General features: G+C 73.3%; 22 protein-coding genes. 7 read left to right on the forward strand and 15 right to left on the reverse strand.

Translation table 11 applies throughout. From position 1 onward, the window contains the following. Window positions 1-80: 80 nt before the first annotated feature. Genes ruvB through ruvC form a run of 3 tightly spaced genes read right to left on the reverse strand, consistent with a single transcriptional unit; the run spans window position 81 to window position 2,268 of the window. Window positions 81-1,145, reverse strand: coding sequence for a Holliday junction branch migration DNA helicase RuvB (gene ruvB / locus IRY44_RS26355; protein WP_194802902.1), 1,065 nt, complete (start codon window positions 1,143-1,145; stop codon window positions 81-83). Further along, window positions 1,142-1,744, reverse strand: coding sequence for a Holliday junction branch migration protein RuvA (ruvA, locus tag IRY44_RS26360; RefSeq protein ID WP_194802903.1), 603 nt, complete (start codon window positions 1,742-1,744; stop codon window positions 1,142-1,144). Before ruvA ends, ruvB begins: the two co-directional genes overlap by 4 nt. Then, the gene (ruvC, locus tag IRY44_RS26365) at window positions 1,741-2,268 is read right to left on the reverse strand and encodes a crossover junction endodeoxyribonuclease RuvC (protein ID WP_194802904.1); all 528 of its coding nucleotides are present in this window, start codon (window positions 2,266-2,268) and stop codon (window positions 1,741-1,743) included. Before ruvC ends, ruvA begins: the two co-directional genes overlap by 4 nt. Before the next feature lie 184 nt (window positions 2,269-2,452). On the opposite strand from ruvC, the gene IRY44_RS26370 reads away from it, so the two are divergent. Together IRY44_RS26370 and IRY44_RS26375 are read left to right on the forward strand one after the other, a co-directional pair. Further along, a complete protein-coding gene (locus tag IRY44_RS26370; RefSeq protein ID WP_194802905.1) occupies window positions 2,453-3,235 on the forward strand; it encodes a 3-hydroxybutyrate dehydrogenase in 783 nt (260 codons plus the stop codon). Between the two features lie 14 nt (window positions 3,236-3,249). Further along, the gene (locus tag IRY44_RS26375; protein WP_194802941.1) at window positions 3,250-5,169 is read left to right on the forward strand and encodes a helix-turn-helix domain-containing protein; all 1,920 of its coding nucleotides are present in this window, start codon (window positions 3,250-3,252) and stop codon (window positions 5,167-5,169) included. Window positions 5,170-5,193: 24 nt separating this feature from the next. Here the strand turns inward: IRY44_RS26375 and IRY44_RS26380 are convergent, their stop codons facing one another. The 3 genes from IRY44_RS26380 to IRY44_RS26390 form a co-directional block, all read right to left on the reverse strand. Then, window positions 5,194-5,802 carry a TetR/AcrR family transcriptional regulator gene (locus IRY44_RS26380; protein ID WP_194802906.1) on the reverse strand — a complete coding sequence of 203 codons (609 nt, stop codon included), beginning with the start codon at window positions 5,800-5,802 and terminating at the stop codon, window positions 5,194-5,196. Window positions 5,803-5,813: 11 nt separating this feature from the next. Beyond that, window positions 5,814-7,379 (reverse strand): MFS transporter, encoded by a 1,566-nt coding sequence (locus IRY44_RS26385; protein ID WP_194802907.1) that lies wholly within the window; start codon window positions 7,377-7,379, stop codon window positions 5,814-5,816. Window positions 7,380-7,498: 119 nt separating this feature from the next. Continuing rightward, complete coding sequence (locus IRY44_RS26390; protein ID WP_194802908.1) at window positions 7,499-8,560, reverse strand: FAD-dependent monooxygenase; 1,062 nt, start codon at window positions 8,558-8,560, stop codon at window positions 7,499-7,501. A 55-nt stretch (window positions 8,561-8,615) separates the two neighbouring features. Here IRY44_RS26390 and IRY44_RS26395 point away from each other — a divergent pair, with 55 nt between their 5' ends. After that, the gene (locus IRY44_RS26395; RefSeq protein ID WP_194802909.1) at window positions 8,616-9,170 is read left to right on the forward strand and encodes a TetR/AcrR family transcriptional regulator; all 555 of its coding nucleotides are present in this window, start codon (window positions 8,616-8,618) and stop codon (window positions 9,168-9,170) included. Here the strand turns inward: IRY44_RS26395 and IRY44_RS26400 are convergent. The 5 genes from IRY44_RS26400 to IRY44_RS26420 form a co-directional block, all read right to left on the reverse strand. Continuing rightward, window positions 9,167-9,799, reverse strand: coding sequence for a transcriptional regulator (locus IRY44_RS26400; RefSeq protein WP_370585019.1), 633 nt, complete (start codon window positions 9,797-9,799; stop codon window positions 9,167-9,169). The two genes, IRY44_RS26395 and IRY44_RS26400, sit on opposite strands and share 4 nt — an antisense overlap. A gap of 125 nt (window positions 9,800-9,924) precedes the next feature. After that, window positions 9,925-11,247 carry a glycosyltransferase 87 family protein gene (locus IRY44_RS26405; protein WP_194802910.1) on the reverse strand — a complete coding sequence of 441 codons (1,323 nt, stop codon included), beginning with the start codon at window positions 11,245-11,247 and terminating at the stop codon, window positions 9,925-9,927. An 84-nt stretch (window positions 11,248-11,331) separates the two neighbouring features. Continuing rightward, on the reverse strand, window positions 11,332-12,408 hold the full coding sequence (locus tag IRY44_RS26410) for a zinc-binding dehydrogenase (protein WP_194802911.1): 1,077 nt from the start codon (window positions 12,406-12,408) through the stop codon (window positions 11,332-11,334). Next, entirely contained in the window at window positions 12,405-13,847 is a 1,443-nt protein-coding gene (locus IRY44_RS26415) for an aldehyde dehydrogenase family protein (protein ID WP_194802912.1), read from the reverse strand. Before IRY44_RS26415 ends, IRY44_RS26410 begins: the two co-directional genes overlap by 4 nt. A gap of 45 nt (window positions 13,848-13,892) precedes the next feature. Beyond that, on the reverse strand, window positions 13,893-14,546 hold the full coding sequence (locus IRY44_RS26420) for a TetR/AcrR family transcriptional regulator (protein ID WP_194802913.1): 654 nt from the start codon (window positions 14,544-14,546) through the stop codon (window positions 13,893-13,895). Between the two features lie 87 nt (window positions 14,547-14,633). Between IRY44_RS26420 and IRY44_RS26425 the strand changes: the two genes are divergently transcribed. Then, window positions 14,634-15,806 (forward strand): acyl-CoA dehydrogenase family protein, encoded by a 1,173-nt coding sequence (locus IRY44_RS26425; protein ID WP_194802914.1) that lies wholly within the window; start codon window positions 14,634-14,636, stop codon window positions 15,804-15,806. 9 nt (window positions 15,807-15,815) lie between these two features. On the opposite strand, the gene IRY44_RS26430 is transcribed toward IRY44_RS26425, so the two are convergent. Then, window positions 15,816-16,853 (reverse strand): aminotransferase class V-fold PLP-dependent enzyme, encoded by a 1,038-nt coding sequence (locus IRY44_RS26430; RefSeq protein ID WP_194802915.1) that lies wholly within the window; start codon window positions 16,851-16,853, stop codon window positions 15,816-15,818. 313 nt (window positions 16,854-17,166) lie between these two features. Next, window positions 17,167-18,045: a DUF2268 domain-containing putative Zn-dependent protease gene (locus tag IRY44_RS26435; protein ID WP_194802916.1), complete on the reverse strand. Its 879-nt coding sequence runs from the start codon at window positions 18,043-18,045 to the stop codon at window positions 17,167-17,169. Window positions 18,046-18,836: 791 nt separating this feature from the next. Between IRY44_RS26435 and IRY44_RS31395 the strand changes: the two genes are divergently transcribed. Then, window positions 18,837-19,787, forward strand: a complete 951-nt coding sequence (locus tag IRY44_RS31395) for an N-acetylmuramoyl-L-alanine amidase (protein ID WP_370585020.1) — start codon at window positions 18,837-18,839, stop codon at window positions 19,785-19,787. A gap of 27 nt (window positions 19,788-19,814) precedes the next feature. Here IRY44_RS31395 and dnaE read toward each other — a convergent pair whose 3' ends face one another. Then, a complete protein-coding gene (dnaE, locus tag IRY44_RS26445; RefSeq protein WP_194802918.1) occupies window positions 19,815-23,348 on the reverse strand; it encodes a DNA polymerase III subunit alpha in 3,534 nt (1,177 codons plus the stop codon). A 184-nt stretch (window positions 23,349-23,532) separates the two neighbouring features. On the opposite strand from dnaE, the gene IRY44_RS26450 reads away from it, so the two are divergent. After that, window positions 23,533-23,874 (forward strand): PadR family transcriptional regulator, encoded by a 342-nt coding sequence (locus tag IRY44_RS26450; RefSeq protein ID WP_194802919.1) that lies wholly within the window; start codon window positions 23,533-23,535, stop codon window positions 23,872-23,874. Next, the gene (locus IRY44_RS26455; RefSeq protein ID WP_194802920.1) at window positions 23,871-24,812 is read left to right on the forward strand and encodes a permease prefix domain 1-containing protein; all 942 of its coding nucleotides are present in this window, start codon (window positions 23,871-23,873) and stop codon (window positions 24,810-24,812) included. The genes IRY44_RS26450 and IRY44_RS26455 overlap by 4 nt, the downstream gene beginning before the upstream one ends. 61 nt (window positions 24,813-24,873) lie before the next feature. Here IRY44_RS26455 and IRY44_RS26460 read toward each other — a convergent pair whose 3' ends face one another. Next, window positions 24,874-25,434: a GNAT family N-acetyltransferase gene (locus IRY44_RS26460; RefSeq protein WP_194802921.1), complete on the reverse strand. Its 561-nt coding sequence runs from the start codon at window positions 25,432-25,434 to the stop codon at window positions 24,874-24,876. Window positions 25,435-25,462: the final 28 nt, after the last annotated feature.

Raw genomic sequence — 25,462 nt, forward strand, 5'->3', positions numbered from 1 at the left:
TTCTCACGTCCTGTACAAACCGCGGCGAAGTCTAGTCCCTGCTCCTGAGAAGACCGAATGCGGCACAGATCACGAACGGATCACGGCTGATCGGTCTGCACCGAGAACAGATCGGGCCCCGGAGGGGCATCCGCACCAAATGTACCATTCGGGGGCGTACGGCCCAGATGGCGCCAAGCGGCCTCGGTCGCCACCCGGCCGCGGGGCGTCCGGGCCAGCAGCCCGGCCCGGACCAGGAACGGCTCGCAGACCTCCTCGACCGTGTCCGGCTGCTCGCCCACCGCCACGGCGAGCGTGGACAGGCCTACCGGTCCGCCCCGGAACGAGTCGACGAGCGCGGTCAGCACCGCCCGGTCGAGCCGGTCCAGGCCGAGCGCGTCCACGTCGTAGACGGTCAGCGCGGCCCGTGCGGTCTCCAGCGTGACCACGCCGTCGGCGCGGACCTCCGCGTAGTCGCGGACCCGGCGCAGCAGCCGGTTGGCGATGCGCGGGGTGCCCCGGGACCGGCCGGCGACCTCCGCCGCCCCGTCGGCGGTGATCGGCACGCCGAGGATCCGGGCCGACCGGTGCAGCAGCGTCTCCAGGTCGGCCGGCGCGTAGAAGTCGAGGTGCGCGACGAAGCCGAACCGGTCGCGCATCGGGCCGGTCAGCAGGCCGGAGCGGGTGGTGGCGCCGACGAGCGTGAACGGCTCCACGTCGAGCGGGATGGCGGTGGCACCCGGGCCCTTGCCGACGACCACGTCGACGCGGAAGTCCTCCATGGCGCTGTAGAGCAGTTCCTCGGCCGGCTTGGCGATCCGGTGGATCTCGTCGATGAACAGCACGTCGCCCTCGGCGAGGCCGGTCAGGATCGCGGCCAGGTCGCCGGAACGCTCGATGGCCGGGCCGCTGGTCACCCGGATCCCGGTGCCCAGCTCGGCGGCGACGATGTTGGCCAGGCTGGTCTTGCCGAGGCCGGGCGGACCGGAGAGCAGGATGTGGTCCGGCGGCGAGCCGCGCCGCATCGCGCCCTGCAACAGCAGGTCGAGCTGGTCGCGGACGCGGTCCTGGGCGATGAACTCGGCCAGCCGCTTCGGCCGGACGCTGGCCTCGGCGTCCCGCTCGGCGTCGTTCACGTACGCCGAGACCAGGTTCTCTCCGGTCATCGGGTCCGGCCCAGGAGGCGGATCGCCTGCTTGAGCAGCACCGGCACCGGCGGGGTCTCGCCGTCGACGGTCTCCGCCACCGCGGCCACCGCCTGCTCGGCCTGGCCGGTCGTCCAGCCGAGGCCGACGAGGGCCTGGCGGACCTGCTCCGGCCAGGCGCCCGCGGTCACCCCGGCCGCGCCGTCGGCGCCCACCGGCACCGGGCCGACCCGGTCGCGCAGTTCCAGCACCAGCCGCTCGGCGCCCTTCTTGCCGATGCCGGGCACCCGGGTCAGCGCCGCGGTGTCGGCGTTGGCGATGGCCTTGCGGACCGCGTCCGGCGTGTGCACGGCGAGTACCGCCTGGGCCAGCCGGGGACCGACCCCGCTGGCGGTCTGGAGCAGCTCGAACAGCTGCTTGGCGTCGTCGTCGGCGAAGCCGTAGAGGGTGAGCGAGTCCTCCCGGACGACAAGGCTGGTGGCGAGCCGGGCGGGCTGGCCCACGCGCAGGTCGGCGATCGTGCCGGGAGCGCACTGCACGGCCAGGCCGATGCCACCCACCTCCACCACCGCGTGATCCGGGCCGGTGGCGGTCACCGTGCCGCGTACGCTCGCGATCATCGCGTCCCTCCTCGTCGGGCCCGTTGCGCGGCCTCGGCCAGCTTGGACCGGGTGCCGCCGCGCCACACGTGACAGATGGCCAGCGCCAGCGCGTCGGCGGCGTCGGCCGGCTTCGGCGGCTCGGGCAGCCGCAGCAGCCGGGTGACCATGGTGGTCATCTGCTTCTTGTCCGCCTGCCCCGACCCGGTCACCGCGGCCTTGACCTCGCTCGGCGTGTACGTCGTCACCGGCAGCCCGGCCCGGGCCCCGGCGAGCACCGCGACGCCGCTGGCCTGCGCGGTGCCCATCACGGTGCGGACGTTGTGCTGGCTGAACACGCGCTCCACCGCGACCGCGTCCGGCCGGTGCTCGGTGACCAGGTCGGTCAGCGAGCGGTCCAGGTGCAGCAGGCGCAGCGCGAGGTCGTCCTCCGGGTCGGTGTAGACCACGTAGTAGGCCACGAGCGTGCAGGGACGGCCCGGCACGCCCTCGACCACGCCGACCCCGCACCGGGTCAGCCCCGGGTCGACGCCCAGCACGCGCACGCCGCCTCCTCCCCGAGCCGCCAGCAGTACGTGTGTTCGACACACCCTACTGGTGCCCGCCGACGCCGGGACCGCCGGACACGCCGGGTGCGGACGGTGACCCGGCGCACCACACAGGCGGGCGGTGGAGTATGTGTCGCCGCCCCATGTGCCAGGGGGCAACCGGCTCGTACGTTCATGCGCCATGACGGCAGAACCCGTGGCGGTCCCCCACGTCGTACACGTCGACCTGACCGGTCGCACCGCGCTGGTCACAGGTGGTGGCGGCGGCATCGGACGGGCCTGTGCCCTGCGCCTGGCGGCGGCCGGCGCGACGGTCGTGGTGCTGGACCGCGACGTGACGGCGGCCGAGGCGGTGGCCGCCGAGGCCGGCGGCCGGGCGGTCGGGATCGACCTGGCCGACCCGGCGGCGGTGGACCGGCTCGGCGTCGACGCCGACATCGTGGTCAACAACGCCGGGCTGCAGCACGTCGCGCCGGTGCAGGACTTCCCGGTCGAGCGCTTCGAGTACATCCAGCGGGTCATGGTGGAGGCGCCGTTCCTGCTGATCCGCCGCGCGCTGCCCCGGATGTACGCGAACGGCTGGGGCCGGATCGTGAACATCTCCTCGGTGCACGGGCTGCGCGCCTCACCCTTCAAGGCCGCGTACGTCTCGGCCAAGCACGCGCTGGAGGGCCTGTCCAAGGTGGTCGCGCTGGAGGGCGCCGCGCACGGCGTCACCGCCAACTGCATCAACCCGGCGTACGTGCGCACCGCGCTGGTGGAGAGCCAGATCGCCGACCAGGCGGCCACCCACGGCATCGGCGAGGACGAGGTGGTCGAGAAGATCATGCTGGCCCGGGCGGCGATCAAGCGGCTGATCGAGCCGGAGGAGGTGGCCGAACTGGTGGCGTACCTCTGCTCCCCGCCCGCCGCGTTCCTCACCGGCACCTCGATCGCCCTCGACGGGGGCTGGACGGCGAACTAGTGGGCCCGCGCACAATGTCGGTCATGTCGTCGCCGGTGGAGTTCCTGGAGCTGCTGGCGCGCGAGGCCGCCGCGGTCGAGTTCGAGGGCCCGCTGGTGGCCGCGCGCGCCGCCGGCCTGCCCGCCGAACGGCTCGCCGAGCTGGAGCAGGCGAAGGTGGTGGCGCTGCGGGTGAGGGCGCTGCTGGCGCGCCGGCGCCGCCGGGAGACCGAGCTGTCCGGCCTGTACGACACCGCGAGCGACCTGGCCGGGCTGCGTGACCTGGACGACGTGCTGCGCGCGATCGTGCACCGGGCGCGGATCCTGCTCGGCACCGACGTGGCGTACATGACGCTCAACGACGACGAGCGCGGCGACACGTACATGCGGGTCACCGACGGCTCGATCTCGGCCCGGTTCCAGCGGCTGCGGCTGGAGCTGGGCGACGGGCTGGGCGGGCTGGTCGCGCAGACCGGCACCCCGTACGTCACCTCGAACTACCAGGAGGACGAGCGGTTCCGGCACACCGGGGAGATCGACGGCGGGGTGGGCGAGGAGGGCCTGGTGGCCATCCTCGGCGTGCCGCTGCGGCTCGGGTCCAGCGTGATCGGCGTGCTGTACGCGGCGAACCGCTCGGCCCGGCCGTTCGCCCGCGAGGAGGTGTCGCTGCTGGTGTCGCTGGCGGCGCACGCGGCGGTGGCGATCGACACCGCGCGGCTGCTCGCCGAGACCCGGGCGGCGCTGGCCGAGCTGTCCGCGGCGAACAGCACCATCCGGGCGCACAGCAGCTCGGTGGAGCGCGCCGCCGCGGCGCACGACCGGATGACCGCGCTGGTGCTACGCGGCGGTGGGATGGAGGACGTGGCGGCGGCGGTCACCGAGGTGCTCGGCGGCGCGCTGCTGGCGCTGGACGCCGAGGGCCGGCGGCTGGCCCGGGTCGGTGAGATCGAGGAGCCGGACCGGGCGGACATCGTGGAGGCGGTGGCCGCGTCCCGTACCGAGGGGCGCAGCGTGCGCCGGGGTCCGCTCTGGTACGCCGCGGTGGTGGCCGGCGCGGAGAACCTGGGCGCGCTGGTGCTGCGCCCGGACGACGAGCTGGTCGACGCCGACCAGCGCATCCTGGAGCGGGCCGCGCTGGTGACCGCGTTGCTGCTGCTGTTCCGCCGGACCGTGGCCGAGGCGGAGGGGCGGGTCCGCGGTGAGCTGCTGGACGACCTGATCGCCCGGCCGCTGCGCGACGCGGACGCGCTGCGCGCGCGGGCCCGCCGGATCGCTGTGGACCTGGACGCCCCGCACGTGCTGGTGGCGGTCGGCGACGACGCGTTCGCCGAGACCGGCTCGGCCCGGCAGCGGGTGCTCTCCTGGGCCACCACGTACGCCTCGACCCGGGGTGGCCTGGCCGCGGCGCGCGACGGGCGGGTGGTGCTGATGCTGCCCGGCCGGGACGCGGGCGGCGCGGCCCGCGCGGTGGCCCGGGACCTGTCCCGGGTGACCGGCCGTCCGGTGACCGCCGGGGCGAGCGGGCCCTCCACCGGCCCGGCGTCGCTCGCCGTCACGTTCGCCGAGGCGGAGCGCTGCCTGTCCGCGCTGGGTGCGCTGGGCCGGGCCGGGCAGGGGGCGAGCACCACCGAGCTGGGTTTCGTCGGGCTGCTGCTGGGCGCGGTCGGTGACGCCGGGGACCGGGACGTGGCGCGGTTCCTCGCCACCACCGTGGGACCGGTACTGGACTACGACGCCCGGCGGGGCACCGCGCTGGTGAAGACGCTGGAGGCGTACTTCGGGGTGGGCGGCAGCCTGGCCCGGGCCGCCGAACAGCTGCACGTGCACGTCAACACGGTCACCCAGCGGCTGGAGCGGGTCGGTCACCTGCTCGGCGCGGACTGGCAGCGGCCGGAGCGGGCGCTGGAGGTGCAGCTCGCGCTGCGCCTGCACCGGCTGCGCACGCCCGGCCGATGAGCGGCCGGGCACGGCGACCCGGGATCAGCGCACGCGCAGGCCGTCCAGGACCGCGTCCACGATCCGCTCGGGCAGCAGCCGCTCGTCGCGCTCGGGGTGCCAGCGCAGCATCCGCTGGGTGAGCATCGGCGCGGTGAGCAGCGCCATCGCCACCTCGATGTCGAGGTCCGCGCGCAGCTCGCCCCGGTCGACCGCGCGGCGCAGCACCTCGCGCATCGCCGCCCGCCGGGGCTCGATGATCGCCTCGTACGCCTGCCGGTGCGCCGAGCTGCGGTTCACCTCCGGCACCAGACAGGGCATGATCTTCCGGACGCGGGCATCGGCGTGCTGGCCCACCGCGCCGACGAGTACCACCAGGTCGTCGCGGACGGAGCGCCCGTCCGTGCGCGGCGCGGGCCCCTTGAGCGTGCGCAGCGCGTCCAGCAGCAACGCGTCCTTGCCCGCCCAGCGGCGGTAGATGGTGGCCTTGCCGACTCCGGCGCGGTTCGCGATCGCCTCGATCGACAGCGACTCTATGGTGCTGCCCTCGGCCAGCAGGTCGAGGGTGGCGTCGACGATCGCCTCGTCCGCGCGGGTGCTCCGCGGTCGCCCGGGCGACCGCGGAGCATCCGCCGTGGAAGTCATGTCAGACATTGTCCACGAACCTATGCGGTACCGGCCAACTCCCGGTCGGTGACCGGCGCCGCGTCGGGGGCGACGACCGGCCGGCCCGGCATCCACCGCAGCACGATCACGATGCCGAGCGCGGCCACCACCGCGGAGGCGCCCGCCGCCCAGTGCATGGCCGAGACGAACGAGTCGTTCGCCACGTCGATCAGTCGCGGCCCGTCGGGGCCGAGCCGGCCGGCGACCGCGTACGCCCCGGACACCGACTCCCGGGCCGCGTCGCGCACCGGGGCGGGCAGGGCGGCCACCGCCGGGCCGACCTGGTCGCGGTAGACGGCGGAGAGCACCGAGCCGAGGACCGCCACGCCGAGCGCGCCGGCCACCTGCCGCACGGTGTTGCTCACCGCGGAACCGACGCCGGCCTTCTCCCGGGGCAGCGACGACATGATCGACTCGGTGGCCGGCGGCATGATGTTCGCCATCCCGGCGCCCTGGAGGAAGCCCAGCGCCGAGAAGATCCAGATCGGGGTGTCCGCGTCGATGAAGACGAACGCGGCGAGCGCCACAGTGGTGAGCAGCAGCCCGGCGGCCGCGACCGCACGGCCGCCGTAGCGGCGGACCATCGCGGCGCTGCGCGGCGCGAAGATCAGCTGGGCCGCGGCGAACGGCAGGAACAGCAGGCCGCTCTCCAGCGGGCTGTAGCCGCGGACGAGCTGGAGATAGAACGCGCCGAAGAACATCACGCCCATGGCGGCGAAGAAGACCAGCCCGACCAGGGCCACCGGCGCGGCGAACCGGGGCACCCGGAACAGCCGTACGTCGAGCGACGGGTGGTCGCTGCGCAGCTCGTGGGCGACGAACCAGCCGAGCACCGCGAGGCCGCCGAGCACCGCGACCCACACCTGCGGGCGGCCGAAGCCGTGCTCGCCGCCGTCGATGATGCCGTAGGTGAGCGCGACCAGGCCGACCACCGAGAGCAGCACGCCGAGCAGGTCCACCCGGCCGGGCTTGGGGTCGCGGGACTCGGGCACCAGGGCCGCGACGAGCACCACGCCGAGCACCACCACGGGCACGTTGATCAGGAAGACCGAGCCCCACCAGAAGTGCTCCAGCAGGGCGCCGCCGAGCACCGGGCCGATCGCCACCGCGAGGCCGACCGCGCCGGCCCAGACGCCGATCGCCTTGGCGCGCTCGCGCGGGTCGAAGACGTTGGAGATGATCGAGAGCGTCACCGGCATGATGGCCGCGCCGCCGACGCCCATCAGCGCGCGGGCCGCGATCAGCTGGCCCGGGTCCTGCGCGTACGCGGACAGCAGCGAGGACAGGCCGAACAGCGCCAGCCCGAGGATCAGGAAGCGGCGGCGGCCGAGCCGGTCACCGAGCACGCCGAAGGTGAACAGCAGCCCGGCGAAGACGAGCGTGTAGGAGTTGATCGCCCACTCCAGCTCGCCCTGGGTGGCGCCGAGGCCGTGCACCGGGTCGGCCAGCGTGCGCAGCGCGACGTTGAGGATGGTGTTGTCGAGGACGACCACGAGGAGGCTGATCACCAGCACCCCGAGGATCGCCCACCTCCTCGGGTGTCCGGTGTTCTCGCGTGGTTCCACGTCCGTGCTCCCCCCGGTTTCCCCGCGTCGGAATACGATACGGGTCAGACTCGTAACGGAGCCGAGCGTAGGTGAGCGGGTTTCGATACGGAACCGGTTCGTATCGAATGTGTCTCAGGTCACGCTGGCGGCCCGGCCGCCAGCGCCAGCCGCAGCAGCACGTCCCGCACCGGCAGCAGCCGCCGCGCGCCGGACAACCGCCCCGCCCACCGCGCGCCCGCCGCGATCCGCTGCGTGGGCCGCCGGCGGCGCCTGTCGTACGCCCGCAGCGCGGCGGGCAGGTCGCCTGCTTCGCGGACGCAGTCGGCGAGCGCGACCGCGTCGATGAGCGCCTGGCAGGCGCCCTGCCCGAGATCCGGGGTCATCGCGTGCGCGGCGTCGCCGAGCAGTGCCGTCCGGCCGGACACGTACGACGGCAGCGGCGTCAGGTCGTGGATCTCGTGCCGCAGGATGCCGTCCGGGGTGAGCGCGTCGAGCACGCGCGGCACCGGCTGATGCCAGTCGCCGAAGAGTCGGCGCAGCTCGGCGCGGTCGTCCGGCGGCGCCGGGTGCCCCTCGGGCAGCCGCACCGCGGCGTACCAGTTGGTGCGGCCCGGCCCGGCCGGGGTCAGCCCGAACTTGCGCCCCCGCCCCCAGGTCTCGCCACCCTCGGCCAGGTCCAGGTCGACCACACCGCGCCAGGCCACCGCGCCCGCGTAGCGCAGCGGGTGCCGCCGGCCGTACATCGCCTCGCGCACCACGCTGTTGATCCCGTCCGCGCCCACCACCAGGTCGTACGCCTCGCGCAGCGGCCCCGGGTCGGCCACCGGAGCGTCCAGGCGCAACACCGGTCCGGGCAGCGCGCCGGCCAGGACGGCGAGCAGCACCGGCCGGGTGACCAGGTACACCGGCTCGCCGTGGCGGCGCTCCAGCCGGTCGACGTCGATGGTGGCGATCCGGCTGCCGTCCGGGCGCCGGATCGACCCGCCGGCCTGACGGCTGCCCCGGCGGCGCACCTCGTCGCCGACGCCGAGGGCGTCCAGGGCGCGCATCGCGGCGGGCCAGATGCCGAGCCCGGTGCCGGTCTCCGGCAGTGCGGGCGACCGTTCCAGTACGGTCACGTCCCAGCCCGCCGCCCGAAGGCCGACGCCCGCCGCGAGCCCGCCGATCCCGCCCCCGACCACGACCGTGCGTCCGCCCATGCCCGTCACCGTACTACAGATGTAGTCGGCTGCACTACGCCTGTAGTCTGACCGGGTGACCGATCGCCGGCGACTCCTGCTCGACGCCGCCATCCGGGTGCTCGGCACCGGCGGGCCGCGACAGCTCACCCACCGGGCCGTTGACGCCGAGGCGGGCCTGCCCGAGGGCTCCGCCTCCAACCGGTTCCGCACCCGGGAGGCACTGGTCACCGGCGTCTTCGACCGGCTCGTCGAGGTGGAGACGGCGGCCTGGCAACGGCTCGCCGCGGACCTGCCGCCGGGCGACGTCACCGCGTTCGCCGCAGTGGTCGGCCGGCTGATCCGGGAGTTCACCGACCGGCAGCGGGTGGTCACGCTCGCCCGGTACGCGTTGTTCGTCGAGGCGGCCGTGCGGCCCGACCTGCGCCCGGCGATCGAGGCCGCCCGGGCACGGCTGGCCGGCTGGGGGGAGCCGCTGCTCGCCACGCTCGGCTCGACCGACCCGCCGGCCCACTTCCGGATGCTGCTGGCACTCGTCGACGGGCTGCTGAGCAACCGGCTCGCCGCCCCCGGCGACGACGTCGACCCGGAGGCCGCCGTCGCCACGCTGCTGCGCGGCTTCCGCGCCTAGGGCAGGGCCGCGGGGCGCCCGGCCGCGGCACGGCAGGCGCGCAGCGCGTCGGACAGGGTCGTCAGATGCCCGTCCGGTGGCATGATCCAGCCCGGCCCGGCGCTGTGCACCCACACCGACGGGAACTCCCGCGCGAACCGGGCCATCCGGTACGCCCGGCCGGTCACCGGGGTCTGCGACCACACCACCACCGTGTGCGGCCGACTGCGGCGCACGGCGCTGGCCAGCGCCGGCCACGGCAGGGCGGCGCCCAGCAGCAGGCTGCCCAGGTTCGCCTCCCGCAGCGCGGCGGCGAGCGCGTGCAGGCCGAGACAGTGCAGTTCCTGTTCCGCCGCGGCGAGCAGGATGCCGCCGCCCGGCGACGCCCGCCCCGGCTCGCGCACCAGTGCGTCCAGGCCGGACCGGATCCCCTCGGAGAAGGCGTGCTCCACCGCCACCTCGACGGCGCTGTGCCCCGGTAGCGCGGCCAGCATCGGCGCGCAGACCCGCTCCCACACCGCCGTCACGCCCCACCGACCCGCGGCCTCGACGACGAGCGCGGCGACCCGGTTGCCGTCCAGGTCCTCCGCGGCGAGGGTGAGGTGCTTGCGGACGTCCTCGACGGCGTCGCCGGGCATCGCCTCGGTCACCACCAGAAGCACCTCCCGGGTAGACGGTCACTACCCGGGGTTCGACGCGACGGCACGGTTTGGATGCGCCCGGGCCGGACCGGTCCGGACGAGATGCGGTCCCGGCACCGGGCCGGTGGGCCGGATCACACCGGTTCGCGCTCCGGCAGGACGGGCTCCGCCGCGGCGACGGAGCGGCGACGACGGCGCAGCGACAGCCACGCCACGGCGATCAGGCCCAGGGCGAGCACCGTCAGCAGGTACGCGTCGACCGCCAGCGTCTTCGCCGCCCCCTCCAGGTGGGCCGCCTTCCAGATCAGGCCGCGCGGGACCGTCGCACCGGTGCGGTCGCGGCCGGGCCACAGCAGGAACGGCAGCACGGCGGCCACCGCGAGGGCGGCCGCGGGCACCCGGGCCGGGCCGCGGGCACGCCGGGCCAGATCGATCAGGACCAGCGCCGTCGGGCCGATCCAGAGCCAGTAGTGCGACCAGCTCACCGGCGAGACGGCGAGCGTGGTGAACCCGACCACCACCATCGCGGCCGCCTCCTCACCCTGCCGGTGCAGCGCGACGGCGAGCGCCAGGCCGGCCACCCCGGCGAGCACCACGGCCAGCATCCACGGCACGCTGTTGAGTTCGTCGCTGCCGAGCACCCGTGCCACGAGACCTTGAAGGGACTGGTTGGCGGCGTACCGCGGGCCGGAGGTCGCGAGCGGCCGGGACGAGTCGAACGCGCGGCCGGCGATCCAGTAGTCGTACGAGCCGCCCGGCTGGATGATCACGCCCAGCACGGTGAGACCGGCGAACGTCGCCCCGGCCACCAGGGCGGCCCGGATCCGGCGGGTCAGCAGCAGGTAGACCACGAACAGGCCGGGGAGCAGCTTGACCGAGGTGGCGACGCCGATGCCGACACCCTTGAACCGGCTCCGGTCCGGACGCGCCAGGTCCGCCACCACGAGCAGCAGGACGAAGATGTTGATCTGGCCGAGATAGAAGGTGCGGTGCAAGGGCTCGGTCCACACGAGCACGGCGAGGACCGCGGCGGCGAGGCCGAGCCCGCCCCGCGCGCCCCGGTACCCGAGCATCCGGGTGGTGAACCACAGCGCCGCGAGCATCGCCAGCAGGCCCGCCACGGTCCACACGTACAGGGCGGCCCGGTCGTCGAGCAGCGTCAGTGGCGTCAGGAACGGCAGCGTGATCGGCGGATAGGTGTAGGGCAGGTTCAGCGTCGTGTACCCGAGCCGGTAGACCGGCTCGCCGTCCAGGAAGGACCGCGCACCACCGACGTACATCGACAGGTCCGTCCCGCGCAGCGGGTCGTGGTCCAGGAAGACCGCGTACGCGGCGAGGGACCCGGCCAACGCCACCAGACCGGGCAGGAGCAACCAGGACGGCAGGGTGACCGGCGGTGGCGCCGGCCGGTCGGCGGGGACCGTGGTGGCGAGCGCACGCAGACGCGAGACGGCCATGAATCGGGAAGCGTAGCGTCGCTCCGCGTCACGTGGGGGGCGCCGCCGCCCGCCCGCACCACGGCCACCGCCGTACCGGAGGGGTCATTCGGGGAACGTGACCACCCAGCGGGCACCCTCGCCGCGGGCCAGCCGTTCCAGCGCCGCTGGTGCCTCGGTCAGCGGCACCGTGCCGCTCACCAGCGGGCCCAGGTCCAGGTCACCGGCGGCGAGCGCGGCGGCCAGTTCCGGCACCTCCCGGTCCGGGTCGGTCGAGCCGTACACCGAGGAGCGCAGCGTGCGCGCGGAGTGGAAGATGTCCAGCGCGGAGAGGCTGAGCATGTCGTCGCGGGCGCCCATGCCGACCACGGTGACCGCTCCCCCGCGCCGCGTCGCCCGCCAGGCGGCGCGGATGGTGGCGGACCGCCCGACGCACTCGAACGCGTGGTCCACGCCACGCCCGTCGGTGCGGGCCCGGATCTCCTTGCCCAGCCGGTCGTCGGAGCGCAGGAAGTCGGTGGCCCCGGCGGCGAGTGCCAGATCCCGCTTGGCCTCCACCACGTCCACGGCGAGGATCGGCGACGCGCCGGCCCGCCGCGCGGCGGTCAGCACGGCCAGGCCCACCCCGCCGAGCCCGATCACCGCGACCGACTCGCCGGGCGCGACCCGCGCAGTGTTGCGGACCGCACCGACGCCGGTGAGCACCGCGCAGCCCAGCACCGCGGCCTGCTCCGGTGGCAGTCCGGCGGGCACCGGTACGGCGGCGCGCTGCGGCACCACCACCTCCTCGGCGAGCGCGCCGAGCCCGAGTGTGACCTCCAGCGGCTCACCGGCGGCCGTCTCGCCCCGCGGCGTGGACGGGTTGGGGTTCGCGGCGCAGAGCCACGGCTCGCCGTGCCGGCAGTGCCAGCACTCCCGGCAGGCGGGCGCCCAGTTCAGCACCACGGGTGTGCCGACCGCGATAGTGGTGCCGGGCCCGGCCTCGGCCACCACGCCGGTCGCCTCGTGCCCGAGCACCAGCGGATACGCGGGCGCCAGCGTGCCGTCCACCATCGCCAGGTCGGAGTGGCAGATGCCGGCGGCGCGGATGCGGACCCGCAGCTCACCCGGACCGGGCGCGGGCAGGCGTACGTCCTCGACCGCCGGTGTCTCGCCCCGGCCGCGTACCACGAGCGCCCTCATCGCTGGATCGCCTTCAGCTCGGTGAACTCCTCCACGCCGTACGCGCCCAGCTCCCGGCCGAGGCCGGACTGCTTGTAGCCGCCGAACGGGGCGAGCGGGTTGAACGCGCCGCCGTTGACGTCCACCTGGCCGGTACGCATCCGCCGGGCCACCGCCAGCGCCGCGTCGGAGTCGGCGGACCAGACCGCGCCGGCCAGCCCGTACCGGGAGTTGTTGGCGATGGCGACCGCCTCGTCGGTGTCGGCGAACGGGATGACCGCGAGCACCGGACCGAACACCTCCTCCTGGGCGAGCGCGCTGTCCGGGTGCACGTCGGCGAAGACGGTGGGCGCCACGAAGTGACCCCGGGGCGGTAGTGGCGCGTCCGGGCCGCCGGCGACGAGCCGGGCGCCGTCGGCGAGCGCGCGGTCCACGTGGTCGCGTACCCGCTGGGCCTGCGCGGCGGAGGCCAGCGGGCCGAGCCGGGTGGCCGGGTCGAAGGGGTCGCCGAGCCGGTAGCCGGCCACCGCCGCCGCGACCAGGTCCAGCGCCTCGGCGTAGCGGTCGCGGTGCACGAGCATCCGGGTCCAGGCGGTGCAGGTCTGCCCGGAGTTGAGCAGCGCGTTGCCGACGCCGACCTTGACCGCGGTGGGCAGGTCGGCGTCGGCCAGGACGACGTTCGCCGACTTGCCGCCGAGTTCCAGCGACACCCGGGCGATCCGCTCGGCAGCCAGGTGCGCGATGCGCCGGCCGGTGGCGGTGGAGCCGGTGAACGAGACCAGGTCGACGCCGGGGTGCGCGGCGAGCGCCTCGCCGACCACCGGGCCGGTGCCGGGCACGAGGTTCACCACGCCGGGCGGCAGGCCGGCGTCGGTGATCGCGTCGAACAGCAGGTACGCGGTGAGCGGGGTCAGCTCGCTGGGCTTGAGCACCACCGTGCACCCGGCGGCGAGCGCGGGCGCGACCTTGGCGACCACCTGGTGCAACGGGTAGTTCCACGGGGTGATCGCCCCGACCACGCCGACCGGCTCCCGGACGACGAGGGAGTTGCCGACCGTGTGCTCGGTGGCCGGGCGGGCGGCCAGGTCGACCATGCTCCGCAGCACTGTCAGCGGCAGGCCGGTCTGGACGCGGGTGGCGAGCTTGAGCGGGGTGCCCAGCTCGGTCGCCACGGTGCGGGCGATCTCGTCGGCGCGGGCGGCGAGCGCGGTGTGCAGCCGGTCCAGGTGCGCGGCGCGCTCGGCGGGTGCGGTGTCGGCCCAGCCGGGGAACGCGGCGCGGGCGGCGGCGACCGCGCGGTCCACGTCGGCCGGTGTGCCGGCGGGCACCTCGCCGACGATGCCGCCGGTGGCCGGGTTCTCCACCGGGACGGTGTCGCCCGAGGAGGGGTCGACCCAGTCACCGGCGATGTGCAGGTGGCGGCGCGTCAGCAGGGCGGGAGGGGCGTCGGCGAGATCCATGTCGTCCTTCGGGGGTGGTGGAAACTAGCGGTGGGAGTTTCGACGCTACTCCGGACCGCCGACCCGTTCCAGCGGGGCGACGGTGGCGGCGTACTCGGCGGCGAGTCCGTGCAGCAGCGCGTCCAGGCCGAGCGCGAAGGCGCCCTCGTCCACGCTGCGCTGGTGGCCGGCGAGCCGGTGCGCCTGGCTGAGGTGCGGGTGCGCGGCGTACAGCGAGGGGTCCTCGACGAAACCGCGGGCGAACGAGCCGAGCGCGGACCCGGCCACGAAGTAGCGCATCGCGGCGCCGATGTGGGTGGCCCGCGCGGGCGGCCAGCCGGCCCGGACCAGCGCGCCGTAGACCGCGTCGGCCATGGCGAGCGCCGCCGGACGGCGGCCCGGCCCCTGCGCCAGGTACGGCACGATGTTCGGGTGCGCCGCCAGCGCGGCCCGGTACGAGCGCGCCCAGCGGCCGAGCGCGTCGAGCCACTCGCACTCGTCGAAGACGGTGATGTCGACCGTTGCCGCGACGCCGTCGGCCACCGCGTCGAGGATCTCCTCCTTGGTGGCGAAGTGGTTGTAGAGCGAAGGGCCGCGGACGCCGAGCGCGGCGGCGAGCCGCCGGGTCGAGAGCGCGTCCAGCCCGTCGGCGTCGATCAGCGCCAGCGCGGTCTCGACGATCCGGTCGCGGGTGAGCAGGGCCTGTCGGGGTCGGGGCACCTGGTCATCATCCTCCTTTCGGCCCGGGGTCTGGACGCGGGAAAACTTCCAGCGCTAGTTTAGAGCCAGTCGACCTGAGGGGGCACCGTGGACTTCGCACTGTCCGACGAGGAACGCGCGATCCGGGACACCGTTCGCACGTTCGTCACCCGCGAGGTGATGCCGCTGGAGGCGGAGGTGCTGCGCCGCGAGCGCGCCCACCAGCCCGGCCTGGACCGCTCCGAGCTGCGCGAACTCCAGCTCAAGGCGAAGAAGTTCGGCTTCTGGGGGCTGGCCACGCCGGAGGAGTACGGCGGCATGGCCCTGCCGGCGGTCATGCAGTCGCTGATCTGGACCGAACTGGGCCGCAGCTTCGTGCCGTTCCGCTTCGGCGGCGAGGCCGACAACATCCTGTTCCACGCCACCGAGGAGCAGAAGCGCGAGTTCCTGATCCCCACCATCGAGGGGGAACGGATCTCCTGCTTCGCCATCACCGAGCCCGGCGCGGGCTCGGACGCGGCGAACATCAAGCTGCGCGCCCGCCGCGACGGCGACGACTGGGTCCTCGACGGCGAGAAGACGTTCATCACCAACGGCAACGACGCCGACTTCGCCATCGTGGTCGCGGTGACCGACCCGGAGAAGGGCGCCCGCCGCGGCGGCGCGACCGCGTTCCTGGTGGACCGCGCGATGGGCTGGCGCTCGGAGTTCATCCAGACCATGGGCGAGGGCGGACCGGCCTCGCTGATCTTCGACGGCGTACGGGTGCCGCACCGCAACATCCTCGGCGAGATCGGGCAGGGCTTCACGCTCGGCATGGAGTGGATCGGCAAGGGCCGCTACACCATCCCGTCGCACGCCGTCGGCATCGCCGAGCGTGCCCTGCAGATGGCGATCGACCACGCCAACACGCGCGAGACGTTCGGCGCGCCGATCGCCACCAACCAGGCCATCCAGTGGATGATCGCCGACTCGGAGACCGAACTGGAGGCGGCCCGCTGGCTGATCCTGCGCTCGGCCTGGACCGTCGATGCGGGCCTCGACCCCCGGCACGCCTCCTCGATGGGCAAGCTCTACGGCGCGGGCATGGTCAACCGGGTGGTGGACCGGGTGCTGCAGATCCACGGCGGCATGGGCTACACCCGGGAACTGCCGATCGAACGCTGGTACCGGCAGGTCCGGCTGTACCGGATCTTCGAGGGCACCGACGAGATGCAGCGGCTGATCATCTCCCGGGACCTGCTGCGCGGCTACACGAAGATCGGCGGCCACCTGGCCTGAGCGGAGCGGTCAGCCGGTCAGCGCCTCGACCGCCCGGTCCACGTCCTCCTCGGTCGTGTAGAGGTGGAACGAGGCGCGGACCCGGCCCGCCCGTACCGCCGCGCGCACCCCGGCGCGGGCCAGCCGCTCCTGCGCGTCCGGCACGTCCACGCTGACGATCGCGCTGTCGCCCGGCGGCCGGCCCAGCCCGGCGAGGAACCTGTTGGCCAGCCCCACGTCGTACGCGCGCACCGCCTCCGGGTCGAGGTCGGCGAGCAGCTCCAGCGCCGGCGCCGCCCCGACGTAACACAGCCAGGACGGGGAGATGTCGAACCGCCGGGCGTCCTCGGCCAGGCGCAGCGGCGTCCCGTAGTAGGAGGCGTGCGGGTCCTGGCCGGCGTACCACCCGGCCGCGTCCGGGCGGATCCGCTCGCGCAGCTCCGGCGCCAGGTAGGCGAACGCCGAGCCGCGCGGCGCCATCAACCACTTGTACGCCCCCACCACCACCGCGTCCGCGCGGTCCGCGGCGAACGGCAGCCACCCGCACGCCTGCGTGGCGTCGACCACCACGACGGCGTCGTGCGCCCGGGCCGCCGCGACGATCTCGTCGTACGGGGTGACGGTGCCGTCGGCGGACTGCACCACGCTGAACGCCACCAGGTCGGTGTCGGCGTCGATCGCGTCGACCAGGCCGGCCAGCGGCACGGTGCGGACCCGCACGCCCCGCTCCCGCTGCACCAGCCAGGGGAACAGGATCGAGGTGAACTCGCTCTCGGGCACCACGACCGTCGCGCCCTCCGGCAGGCTCGCCGCGATCGGCGCGACCAGCTGCGACACGGCGGAACCGATGCTCACGTCGGCGACGTCCACACCGGTCAGCCGGGCGAACGCGGCCCGGGACCGGTCCACCGACTCGTCCCACACCTCGAACGACACCCGCCCGGTCCGCCAGTCGGCGAGCACCTGCTGCACGGCGTCCCACACCGGCTCGGGCGGCAGCCCGTAGGTGGCGGTGTTCAACCAGCCCGGTTCCGGCTGCCACAACTTCTGCGCCTGCTCCAGCTCCATGCCACCGACGCTAGCCACCCCCGCCCCCACCCCGACACCGCCAATCCCACCCCCGTGGCCCACCCCGGCCCCGGCGATCTTGCACTTTCTGCCCCGGCAAATGGTGCAAAACCCCGAATCGCAGGGCCGAAACTGCAAGATCGCGCAGCGGGGAGCAGGGGGGCGCGGCGCGGCCCGGGGCGCGGGTGTCCGCGCCACCGCACCGCCCCGCCGATCATGAAGTTGGCGGTGCCTGCGGTCCGATTTGTCCGCCGCTAACTTCATGATCGCCGGGGCGGGTGGGGGGAGGTGAGGTGGGGCGGAGGGGTGGGGGTCAGGGTGGTGGGGGGAGGCCGGGCAGGGCGGCGGCGATCTCTGCGCGGACGCGGGGCAGGGGCCAGGTGGTTAGCTCCTGGAGGGAGTGACGGCGGCGCAGGCGTCGTACCGCGGTCAGGCCCACCAGGTAGCCGCACCGCTTGGGCAGGTCGCCGGCCAGCAGTGAGTCCCGCATCAGGAAGTACGGGGCGTGATGCGCGGCGTCGGTGGCGTCGAGGTCGGCGCGGACCCGGCGCAGGATCTCCGGCCACCGGCGGCGGCACTCGTCGAGCCAGGGGCGGTGGCCGGGGCGGCCGAACCAGAGGTACTCCTCGTCCGGCCGGCCGGGGTCCAGTTCCGTCGTGACCTGGGTGGCGAGCCCTTCGGTGAACAGCGCGTTCGCCACCCCGTACTCGGGCCAGTCGCGGATCGCGGCGCCGCGGTCGTGCACCACGTGCGCGGCCTCGTGCCGCACCAGCAGCTCGACGTCCTCCGGCGGCCCGAGCTGTTCCACGGCGAGGAAGAGCGCGTACCTGCCGTTCAGCTCGCCGGCCCAGCCGTTGGCCTGGTTCAGCCCGACCAGCACCACGCACTCGACCGGCCCGCCGTCGCCGGACCAGCCGAGCGCGTCCGCCACCGCCGCGACGCCGCCGGGCAGCAGCGCGCGTACCGTCTCGGCTCGTGCCGCCAGCTCCGCGGCGCGGTCGCGGAGCCCGTCCAGGGTGGCGGCCACGCCCGCGGCGTCGGACCAGTCGCCGTCGCGGCGCAGCGCCCGGACCACGTCCGGATGACCGGCCAGATACCGGGAGGGCCACGGTTCCGGCGGCGTGAACCGCTCGGCGCAGGCCAGGAAGTCGGGCACCAGGTCACGGACGCGCAGCAGGTCGGTGGGCGGCATCCGCCCGATGTTGCCCGGCCGTGGCCCGCCGGGCAACACCGCGACGGTACGGGGGCAGCTCCACATCTGAAGGAAGTCTTCAGCAGAGAGTATGTCGATGCAAGGTATCGACATAGACGAACGTCACGCTATAGGGTGCGGCGAACCGGCGACGTGAGCCCGTCGCCCCGTGTAGTGGACGAGGAGTGCCTGTGACGATTCGGAGACCCTCGCGTCGGGTGAGCCACCTGCTCGGCGGCGCCCTGATCATCGTGATCGGCCTGACCGGCCAGCCGGCCCAGGCCGCGCCCCAGCATGACGCGCAGCCGCTCGCCGCGGCCTTCGACCGGGCCGCCGCCGGCTCCGACGTGCCGCGTGACGTACTCGCCGCGCTCGGCTACGCAGAAACCCGCCTGGACGGCCACGGCGGCGAGCCCAGCGCCTCCGGCGGATACGGCGTGATGCACCTGACCAGCAACCCGAAGGTGCGGACCCTCGACGAGGCCGCGCGCCGGACCCGGCTGGACCGCGCCGACCTGCGTACCCGGGACGCGGCGAACGTGGCCGGCGCGGCGGCGGTGCTGCGCTCCTACGCCGACGAGGCCGGGCTCACCGCGGCACAGCGCGACGACGTCAATCAGTGGTACGGCCCGATCGCCCGCTACGGCGGCTCGACGGACGCGGCCACCGCCCGGCTGTACGCGGACTCCGTGTACGAGCTGCTCGCCCGGGGCTTCATCGCGACCACCGCCGGCGGCGAGGTCAGCGTGGACGGCCGTCCGGTCGCGCCGCAGCGGGGCCGGTACGCCGCGGTGGCGCCGCTGGGCACCGGCGACTTCGGCACCCTGAGCACCGACTACGGCCCGGCGGCCTGGGTGCCGGCCAACTCGTCCAACTACACGGTCTCCAGCCGCGAGTCGGCGTACCCGATCAACTACATCGTCATCCACACCATGCAGGGCAGCTACGCCGGCTCGATCAGCTGGTTCCAGAACGCCGCCGCCGGCACCAGCGCGCACTACCTGCTCCGCTCCTCAGACGGCGCGGTGACCCAGATGGTGCGGGACAAGGACATCGCCTGGCACGCCGGCAACTGGACCTACAACACCCAGTCGATCGGCATCGAGCACGAGGGCTACGTCGACAACGCCTCCTGGTACACCGACGCGATGTACCGGTCGTCGGCGGCGCTGACCCGGTACCTGTGCGACAAGTACGGCATCCCGAAGACCCGCACCAACATCATCGGGCACAACCAGGTGCCGGGCGCCACGCACACCGACCCGGGTTCGAACTGGAACTGGACCTACTACATGCAGCTCGTGACCGGCGGCACCACGCCGCCGCCGACAGCCTGGTCGACGATCGTGGACAACACCACCGCCGGCCGGTTCACCGCGAGCGCCAACTGGGGCACCTCGACGTACTCGGCGCAGCGCTACGGCGCCGACTACCGGTACGCCAACCCCGTCGCGGCCAGCGACACGGCCTGGTACAAGGTGAACATCCCGGCGACCGCCACCTACCGGGTGGAGGTCTGGTATCCCGCCGTCGCCGGATACAACACGAGCACGCCGTACATCGTCGCGACCACCAGCGGCAACCAGACGGTAGCGGTGAACCAGAGCGCCAACGGCGGTACGTGGCGCTCGCTGGGCACCTTCACCCTGGCCGCCGGGGACACCAACAAGGTGGGCGTCAGCAGGTGGTCCGGCAGTACCGGGTACGTGATCGCCGACGCCATCCGCGTGACCCGCGTCTAGCTCTCCGCGCCGGCGCGCCCGGCCCGGTCAGCTCACGTTGGCCGGGCCGAGCACGCTCTTCAGGTCACCCATCAGCGCGGTGGTGGGCGCGACCCGGAACGGGCCGAGGCGCAGCGTGGTGACCTTGCCGCCGTTGAGCAGCTTGACGTGCACCTCGGTGTCGCCGGGGTGCAGCACGAGCGTCTCCTTGAGCCGTTCCACGAGCGGCGGCGTGCAGCGGTGCACCGGGATGGTCAGCGTGACCGGCTTGTTCGCCGGGTTGCTGGTGACGTCCGGCATGGACATGTCCATCGCCATGATGCGCGGGGTGTCGTCACGCCGGTCCACCCGGCCCTTGACCACCACGATGGCGTCCTCGGCGATGTACTGCCCGATCACCTCGTACGTGTTCGGGAAGAACAGCGTCTCCACGCCGCCGGCGAGGTCTTCGAGGGTGGCCGACGCCCAGGCCCGGCCCTGCTTGGTGACCCGGCGCTGCACGCCGGAGAGGATGCCGGCCAGGGTCACCACCGCACCGTCGGGCACCGTGCCCTCCTCGGACAGCGCGGCGATGGTGGTGTCGGCGGCGGCACCGAGCACGTGTTCCAGGCCGAACAGCGGGTGGTCGGAGACGTACAGGCCGAGCATCTCGCGCTCGAACGCGAGCTTGTCGCGCTTGTCCCACTCCCCCTCGCCGATGACCGGCATGACAGTGGTGGTGCCGCCGGTCTCCGCCTCGCCGAAGCCGGCGCCGAACAGGTCGTACTGGCCGACCGCCTCCTTGCGCTTGACGTCGGCGTACGCGTCGATGGCGTCGGCGTGCACGGCGAGCAGGCCCTTGCGCGGGTGGCCGAGCACGTCGAACGCCCCCGCCTTGATCAGCGATTCGATCGTCTTCTTGTTGCAGACCACGGCGTCGACCTTGGACAGGAAGTCGTAGAAGTCGGCGTAGTCGCCCTTCTCCTCGCGGCACCGCATGATCGAGGCGACCACGTTCGCGCCGACGTTGCGTACCGCGCCGAGACCGAAGCGGATCTCCTTGCCGACCGGCGTGAACGGCCCGGCCGAGGTGTTGACGTCCGGCGGGAGCACCTGGATGCGCATCCGGCGGCACTCGGACAGGTACATGGCCATCTTGTCCTTGTCGTCACCGACGGAGGTGAGCAAGGCGGCCATGTACTCGGCCGGGTAGTGCGCCTTGAGGTACGCGGTCCAGTAGGAGACCAGGCCGTACGCGGCGGAGTGGGCCTTGTTGAACGCGTAGCCGGCGAACGGCACCAGCACGTCCCACACGGCCTGGATGGCCTCGTCGGAGTAGCCGCGCTCGCGGCAGCCGTCCCGGAACGGGATGAACTCCTTGTCGAGGATCTCCTTCTTCTTCTTGCCCATCGCCCGGCGCAGCAGGTCGGCCTGGCCGAGCGTGTAGCCGGCGAGGATCTGCGCGGCGCGCTGCACCTGCTCCTGGTAGACGATCAGGCCGTACGTGGGCGCGAGGATCTCGCGTAGCGGCTCCTCCAGCTCCGGGTGGATCGGGGTGATCTCCTGGAGCCCGTTCTTGCGCAGCGCGTAGTTGGTGTGCGAGTCCACGCCCATCGGGCCGGGCCGGTAGAGCGCCAGAACGGCGGAGATGTCCTCGAAGTTGTCCGGCTTCATCAGCCGCAGCAGCGAGCGCATCGGCCCGCCGTCGAGCTGGAACACGCCGAGCGTGTCACCGCGGGCCAGCAGCTCGTACGCCGGCTTGTCATCAAGCGGCAGGCCGAGCAGGTCCAGCTCCCGGCCGTGGTTGAGCTGGATGTTCTTCACCGCGTCGTCGATGATCGTCAGATTGCGCAGGCCGAGGAAGTCCATCTTCAGCAGCCCGAGCGACTCGCAGGTCGGGTAGTCGAACTGCGTGATGATGACGCCGTCGGAGTCGCGCCGCATCAGCGGGATGTGCTCGATGATCGGCTCGGCGGACATGATGACGCCGGCGGCGTGCACACCGGTCTGCCGGATCAGGCCCTCGATGCCCTTGGCGGTCTCGATGACCTTCTTGACGTCCGGGTCGGACTCGTAGAGGCCGCGGATCTCGCCCGCCTCGGCGTAGCGGGGGTGCTTCGGGTCGAAGATGCCGGACAGCGGGATGTCCTTGCCCATCACTGCCGGGGGCATGGCCTTGGTGATCCGGTCGCCGACCGCGTACGGGAAGCCGAGCACGCGGGCCGAGTCCTTGATCGCGGCCTTCGCCTTGATCGTGCCGAACGTGGCGATCTGCGCGACCTTGTCCTCGCCCCACTTGTCGGTCACGTACTTGATGACCTCACCGCGCCGGCGCTCGTCGAAGTCGATGTCGACATCCGGCATGGAGACGCGCTCGGGGTTGAGGAACCGCTCGAAGATCAGGCCGTGCGGGATCGGGTCGAGGTCGGTGATGCCCAGCGCGTACGCCACCAGCGAGCCGGCCGCCGAGCCACGCCCCGGGCCGACCGCGATGCCCTGGCTCTTGGCCCACTGGATGAAGTCGGCGACCACGAGGAAGTACGACGGGAAGCCCATCTGGATGATGACGCCCAGCTCGTACTCGGCCTGGACGACGTGGCCCTCGGGGATGCCGTTCGGGAAGCGGCGCTTGAGCCCCGCGAAGGTCTCCTTGCGGAACCAGGACTCCTCGGTCTCGCCCTCGGGGATCGGGAACCGCGGCATCAGGTTGTGGAAGGTGAACATGCCGGCCGGGTCGACCTTCTCGGCCACCAGCAGCGTGTTGCGGCAGCCCTGCTGCCACAGTTCGGAGGAGTCGACGGCGCGCATCTGGTCGGCGGACTTGACGAAGTAGCCGCCGCCCTCGAACCGGAACCGGTTCGGGTCGGCCACGTTGCTGCCGGTCTGGACGCAGAGCAGCACGTCGTGCGCCTCGGCCTGCGCCTCGTGCGTGTAGTGCGAGTCGTTCGTGACCACCGGCGGGATGTCGAGCTTGCGGGCGATCTCGGTGAGCCCGTCGCGGACCCGGCGCTCGATGTCGAGGCCGTGGTCCATGATCTCCAGGAAGTAGTTGTCCTTGCCGAAGATGTCCTGGTACGCGGCGGCGACCTTGAGCGCCTCGTCGAACTGGCCCAGCCGCAGCCGGGTCTGCACCGCGCCGGACGGGCAGCCGGTGGTGGCCATGATGCCCTCGGCGTGCTCGGCGATCAGCTCCATGTCCATCCGGGGCCACTTCACGTAGTGGCCCTCCATCGAGGCGCGGGAGTTGAGCTTGAACAGGTTGTGCAGGCCGTCGCGGTTGGCCGCCCACATGGTCATGTGGGTGATCGCGCCGTTACCGGAGACGTCGTCGCTCTTCTGCTCGGGGCGCCCCCACTTGACCCGGGCCTTGTGGAAGCGCGACTCCGGCGCGACGTACGCCTCGACGCCGAGGATGGGCTTGACCCCGGCGTCCATGGCCTGCTTGTAGAAGTCGTTCGCGCCGTGCATGTTGCCGTGGTCGGTGATCGCCACCGCCGGCATGCCGAGCCGCGCCGCCTCGGCGAAGAGGTCCTTGAGCCGGGCCGCCCCGTCGAGCATCGAGTACTCGGTGTGTACGTGCAGATGCGCGAACGAATCGCCCATGCGTGGCGCCCCCCGGGTTGTGGATCAAGCTGCGTCGGAGTCGACCGACCCACCCTACCGAGGTGATCTCGCGGGCTCCACCGTCCACACCGAGGGTGGTCCGGGTCTCTCCGACCGACCGGTGTGCGGCACGCGATGTTCTTCTCCATTGCAATGGTGTGTGACACACAGTATCGTGTTGCACATGGTCAGCGAAGAGGTCCTCCGGACCCACCTCCAGGAGCTACGACGCGGCACTGTCGTGGTGGCCAGCCTGGTCGCCCTGCGCCGCCCCGACTACGGATACGCCCTGCTGCAACGGCTGGCCGCGCACGGCTTCGCCGTCGACGCCAACACGCTCTACCCGCTGCTGCGCCGGCTGGAGGACCAGGGCCTGCTGACCAGCGAGTGGAACACCGAGGAGAGCCGGCCGCGCAAGTTCTACCGGACCAGCGACGACGGCGAGTCCGTCCTGAACCGCCTGCTCGATGACATGACCGCGGTGCGGACGTCCGTCACCGAACTGATCGAAGGAGCGGAACGATGAGTTCCCTGACCGACCGTTACGTCGCCGCCACCATGCGGGCCGTGCCCGCGCAACGCCGCCTGGAACTCGCCGAGGAACTGCGCGGCTCCATCGCCGACATGATCGACGACCGGACCTCGGGCGGGCAGGACCACGCCTCCGCCGAGCGCGAGGTGCTCACCGAGCTGGGCAACCCGGAGAAGCTCGCGGCCGGCTACAGCGACCGCACGCTGCAGCTCATCGGCCCGCGGTACTTCCTGACCTGGTGGCGGCTGCTGCGTCTGCTGCTCACCTGGATCCCGGCGATCGTCGGCGTGCTCTCCGGCGTCACGAAGGCGCTCGTCGACGGCGAGCCGGGCGCGGCGATCGGCACGGCGGTCGTGGCCGCGATGCAGACCGCGGTGCAGATCGCGTTCTGGGTCACGCTGGTGTTCGCCGTACTGGAGCGCACCCGGACCCCGCTCGGCCTGCCCGAGTGGACCGTCGACCAGCTCCCCGAGGAGACCCGGGAACGGCAGATCAGCCACTCCGACAGCATCGCCTCCGTGGTGTTCCTGCTCGCCACCATCGGCCTCCTGATCGGCCAGCACTTCCAGCGCTGGACCACCGACGACGGCACCCGGCTGCCGGCGCTCGACCCGGCGCTCTGGAGCTTCTGGCTGCCGGCCCTGATCGTGGTGCTGCTGGCCACCGTCGGCCTGGAGATCGCCAAGTACCGGTCGGGGCGGTGGACCTGGCCGCTGGTGGCGGTCAACGCGGTGCTCAACGTGGCGTTCGCCGCCCCGGTGCTCTGGCTGCTGGCCACCGACCGGCTGCTCAACCCGGAGCTGGTCGAGCGGTTCGCCTGGCTGCGGGACGGCGGGACCGTCGAGTTCGCCCGGGTGGCGGGCGCGGTGGTCGTGCTGGTCGCGATCTGGGACGTGGTCGACAGCGCGGTCAAGGCCCGCCGCGCCGCCTGAGCCCCGAACGGCCCGGCACGCCCCGTCGTGGGCGTGCCGGGCCTTCCGGGTACGCGGACAGTCAGGCCGCCGGCCGCCACTCCCGGGCCAGCAGCGCGTAGACCACCTCGTCGGTCCACTCCCCCTTGACGAACTCGTTCTCCCGCAGGTGCGCCTCCCGGCGCATGCCCAGCCGTTCCAGCACCCGGGCCGAGGCGGTGTTGCGCGCGTCGAGCCGCCCGACGATCCGGTGCAGCCCGAGCCCGTCGAAGCCGATCCGCAGCAGCTCCCGGGCCGCCTCGGTGACGTACCCGCGGCCGGTGTGCGCGGGATGCGCCACGTACCCGATCTCGCCCTGCCGGTGCTCCCCGCTGGTCCAGCTCAGCAGCACGTCGCCGAGGAACTGCCCGGTGTCCGCCAGCGTCACCGCCAGGTTGAGCACGTCGCCGGGGGCGCGCAGCGCGGTCCGCCGGACCAGCCGGTCGATCGCGGCGCGGGCGGCGACGTCGTCGTACGGCTCGTGGTAGAGGTAGCGGGTCACCTCCGGGCGGCCCCGGTAGTCCCGGACCACGGCGAGGTCCTCGGCGGTGAAGGCGCGCAGCAGCAGGCGCTCGGTACGTAACGGCAGATCGGGCACGAACACCCCGGCAGGCTACGTCGGCACTGTCATC

Origin of the sequence: Micromonospora sp. ANENR4, from assembly GCF_015354395.1 — a bacterium.
GTDB lineage: Bacteria > Actinomycetota > Actinomycetes > Mycobacteriales > Micromonosporaceae > Micromonospora > Micromonospora aurantiaca.

Bases quoted from the DNA above. Each gene is read 5' to 3' on its own strand.
- ruvB (WP_194802902.1), bottom strand. From the start codon at position 1,145: ATGACCGGAGAGAACCTGGTCTCGGCGTACGTGAACGACGCCGAGCGG.
- ruvA (WP_194802903.1), bottom strand. From the start codon at position 1,744: ATGATCGCGAGCGTACGCGGCACGGTGACCGCCACCGGCCCGGATCAC.
- IRY44_RS26370 (WP_194802905.1), top strand. From the start codon at position 2,453: ATGACGGCAGAACCCGTGGCGGTCCCCCACGTCGTACACGTCGACCTG.
- IRY44_RS26375 (WP_194802941.1), top strand. From the start codon at position 3,250: ATGTCGGTCATGTCGTCGCCGGTGGAGTTCCTGGAGCTGCTGGCGCGC.
- IRY44_RS26380 (WP_194802906.1), bottom strand. From the start codon at position 5,802: ATGTCTGACATGACTTCCACGGCGGATGCTCCGCGGTCGCCCGGGCGA.
- IRY44_RS26390 (WP_194802908.1), bottom strand. From the start codon at position 8,560: ATGGGCGGACGCACGGTCGTGGTCGGGGGCGGGATCGGCGGGCTCGCG.
- IRY44_RS26405 (WP_194802910.1), bottom strand. From the start codon at position 11,247: ATGGCCGTCTCGCGTCTGCGTGCGCTCGCCACCACGGTCCCCGCCGAC.
- IRY44_RS26410 (WP_194802911.1), bottom strand. From the start codon at position 12,408: ATGAGGGCGCTCGTGGTACGCGGCCGGGGCGAGACACCGGCGGTCGAG.
- IRY44_RS26415 (WP_194802912.1), bottom strand. From the start codon at position 13,847: ATGGATCTCGCCGACGCCCCTCCCGCCCTGCTGACGCGCCGCCACCTG.
- IRY44_RS26430 (WP_194802915.1), bottom strand. From the start codon at position 16,853: ATGGAGCTGGAGCAGGCGCAGAAGTTGTGGCAGCCGGAACCGGGCTGG.
- IRY44_RS26435 (WP_194802916.1), bottom strand. From the start codon at position 18,045: ATGCCGCCCACCGACCTGCTGCGCGTCCGTGACCTGGTGCCCGACTTC.
- dnaE (WP_194802918.1), bottom strand. From the start codon at position 23,348: ATGGGCGATTCGTTCGCGCATCTGCACGTACACACCGAGTACTCGATG.
- IRY44_RS26450 (WP_194802919.1), top strand. From the start codon at position 23,533: ATGGTCAGCGAAGAGGTCCTCCGGACCCACCTCCAGGAGCTACGACGC.
- IRY44_RS26455 (WP_194802920.1), top strand. From the start codon at position 23,871: ATGAGTTCCCTGACCGACCGTTACGTCGCCGCCACCATGCGGGCCGTG.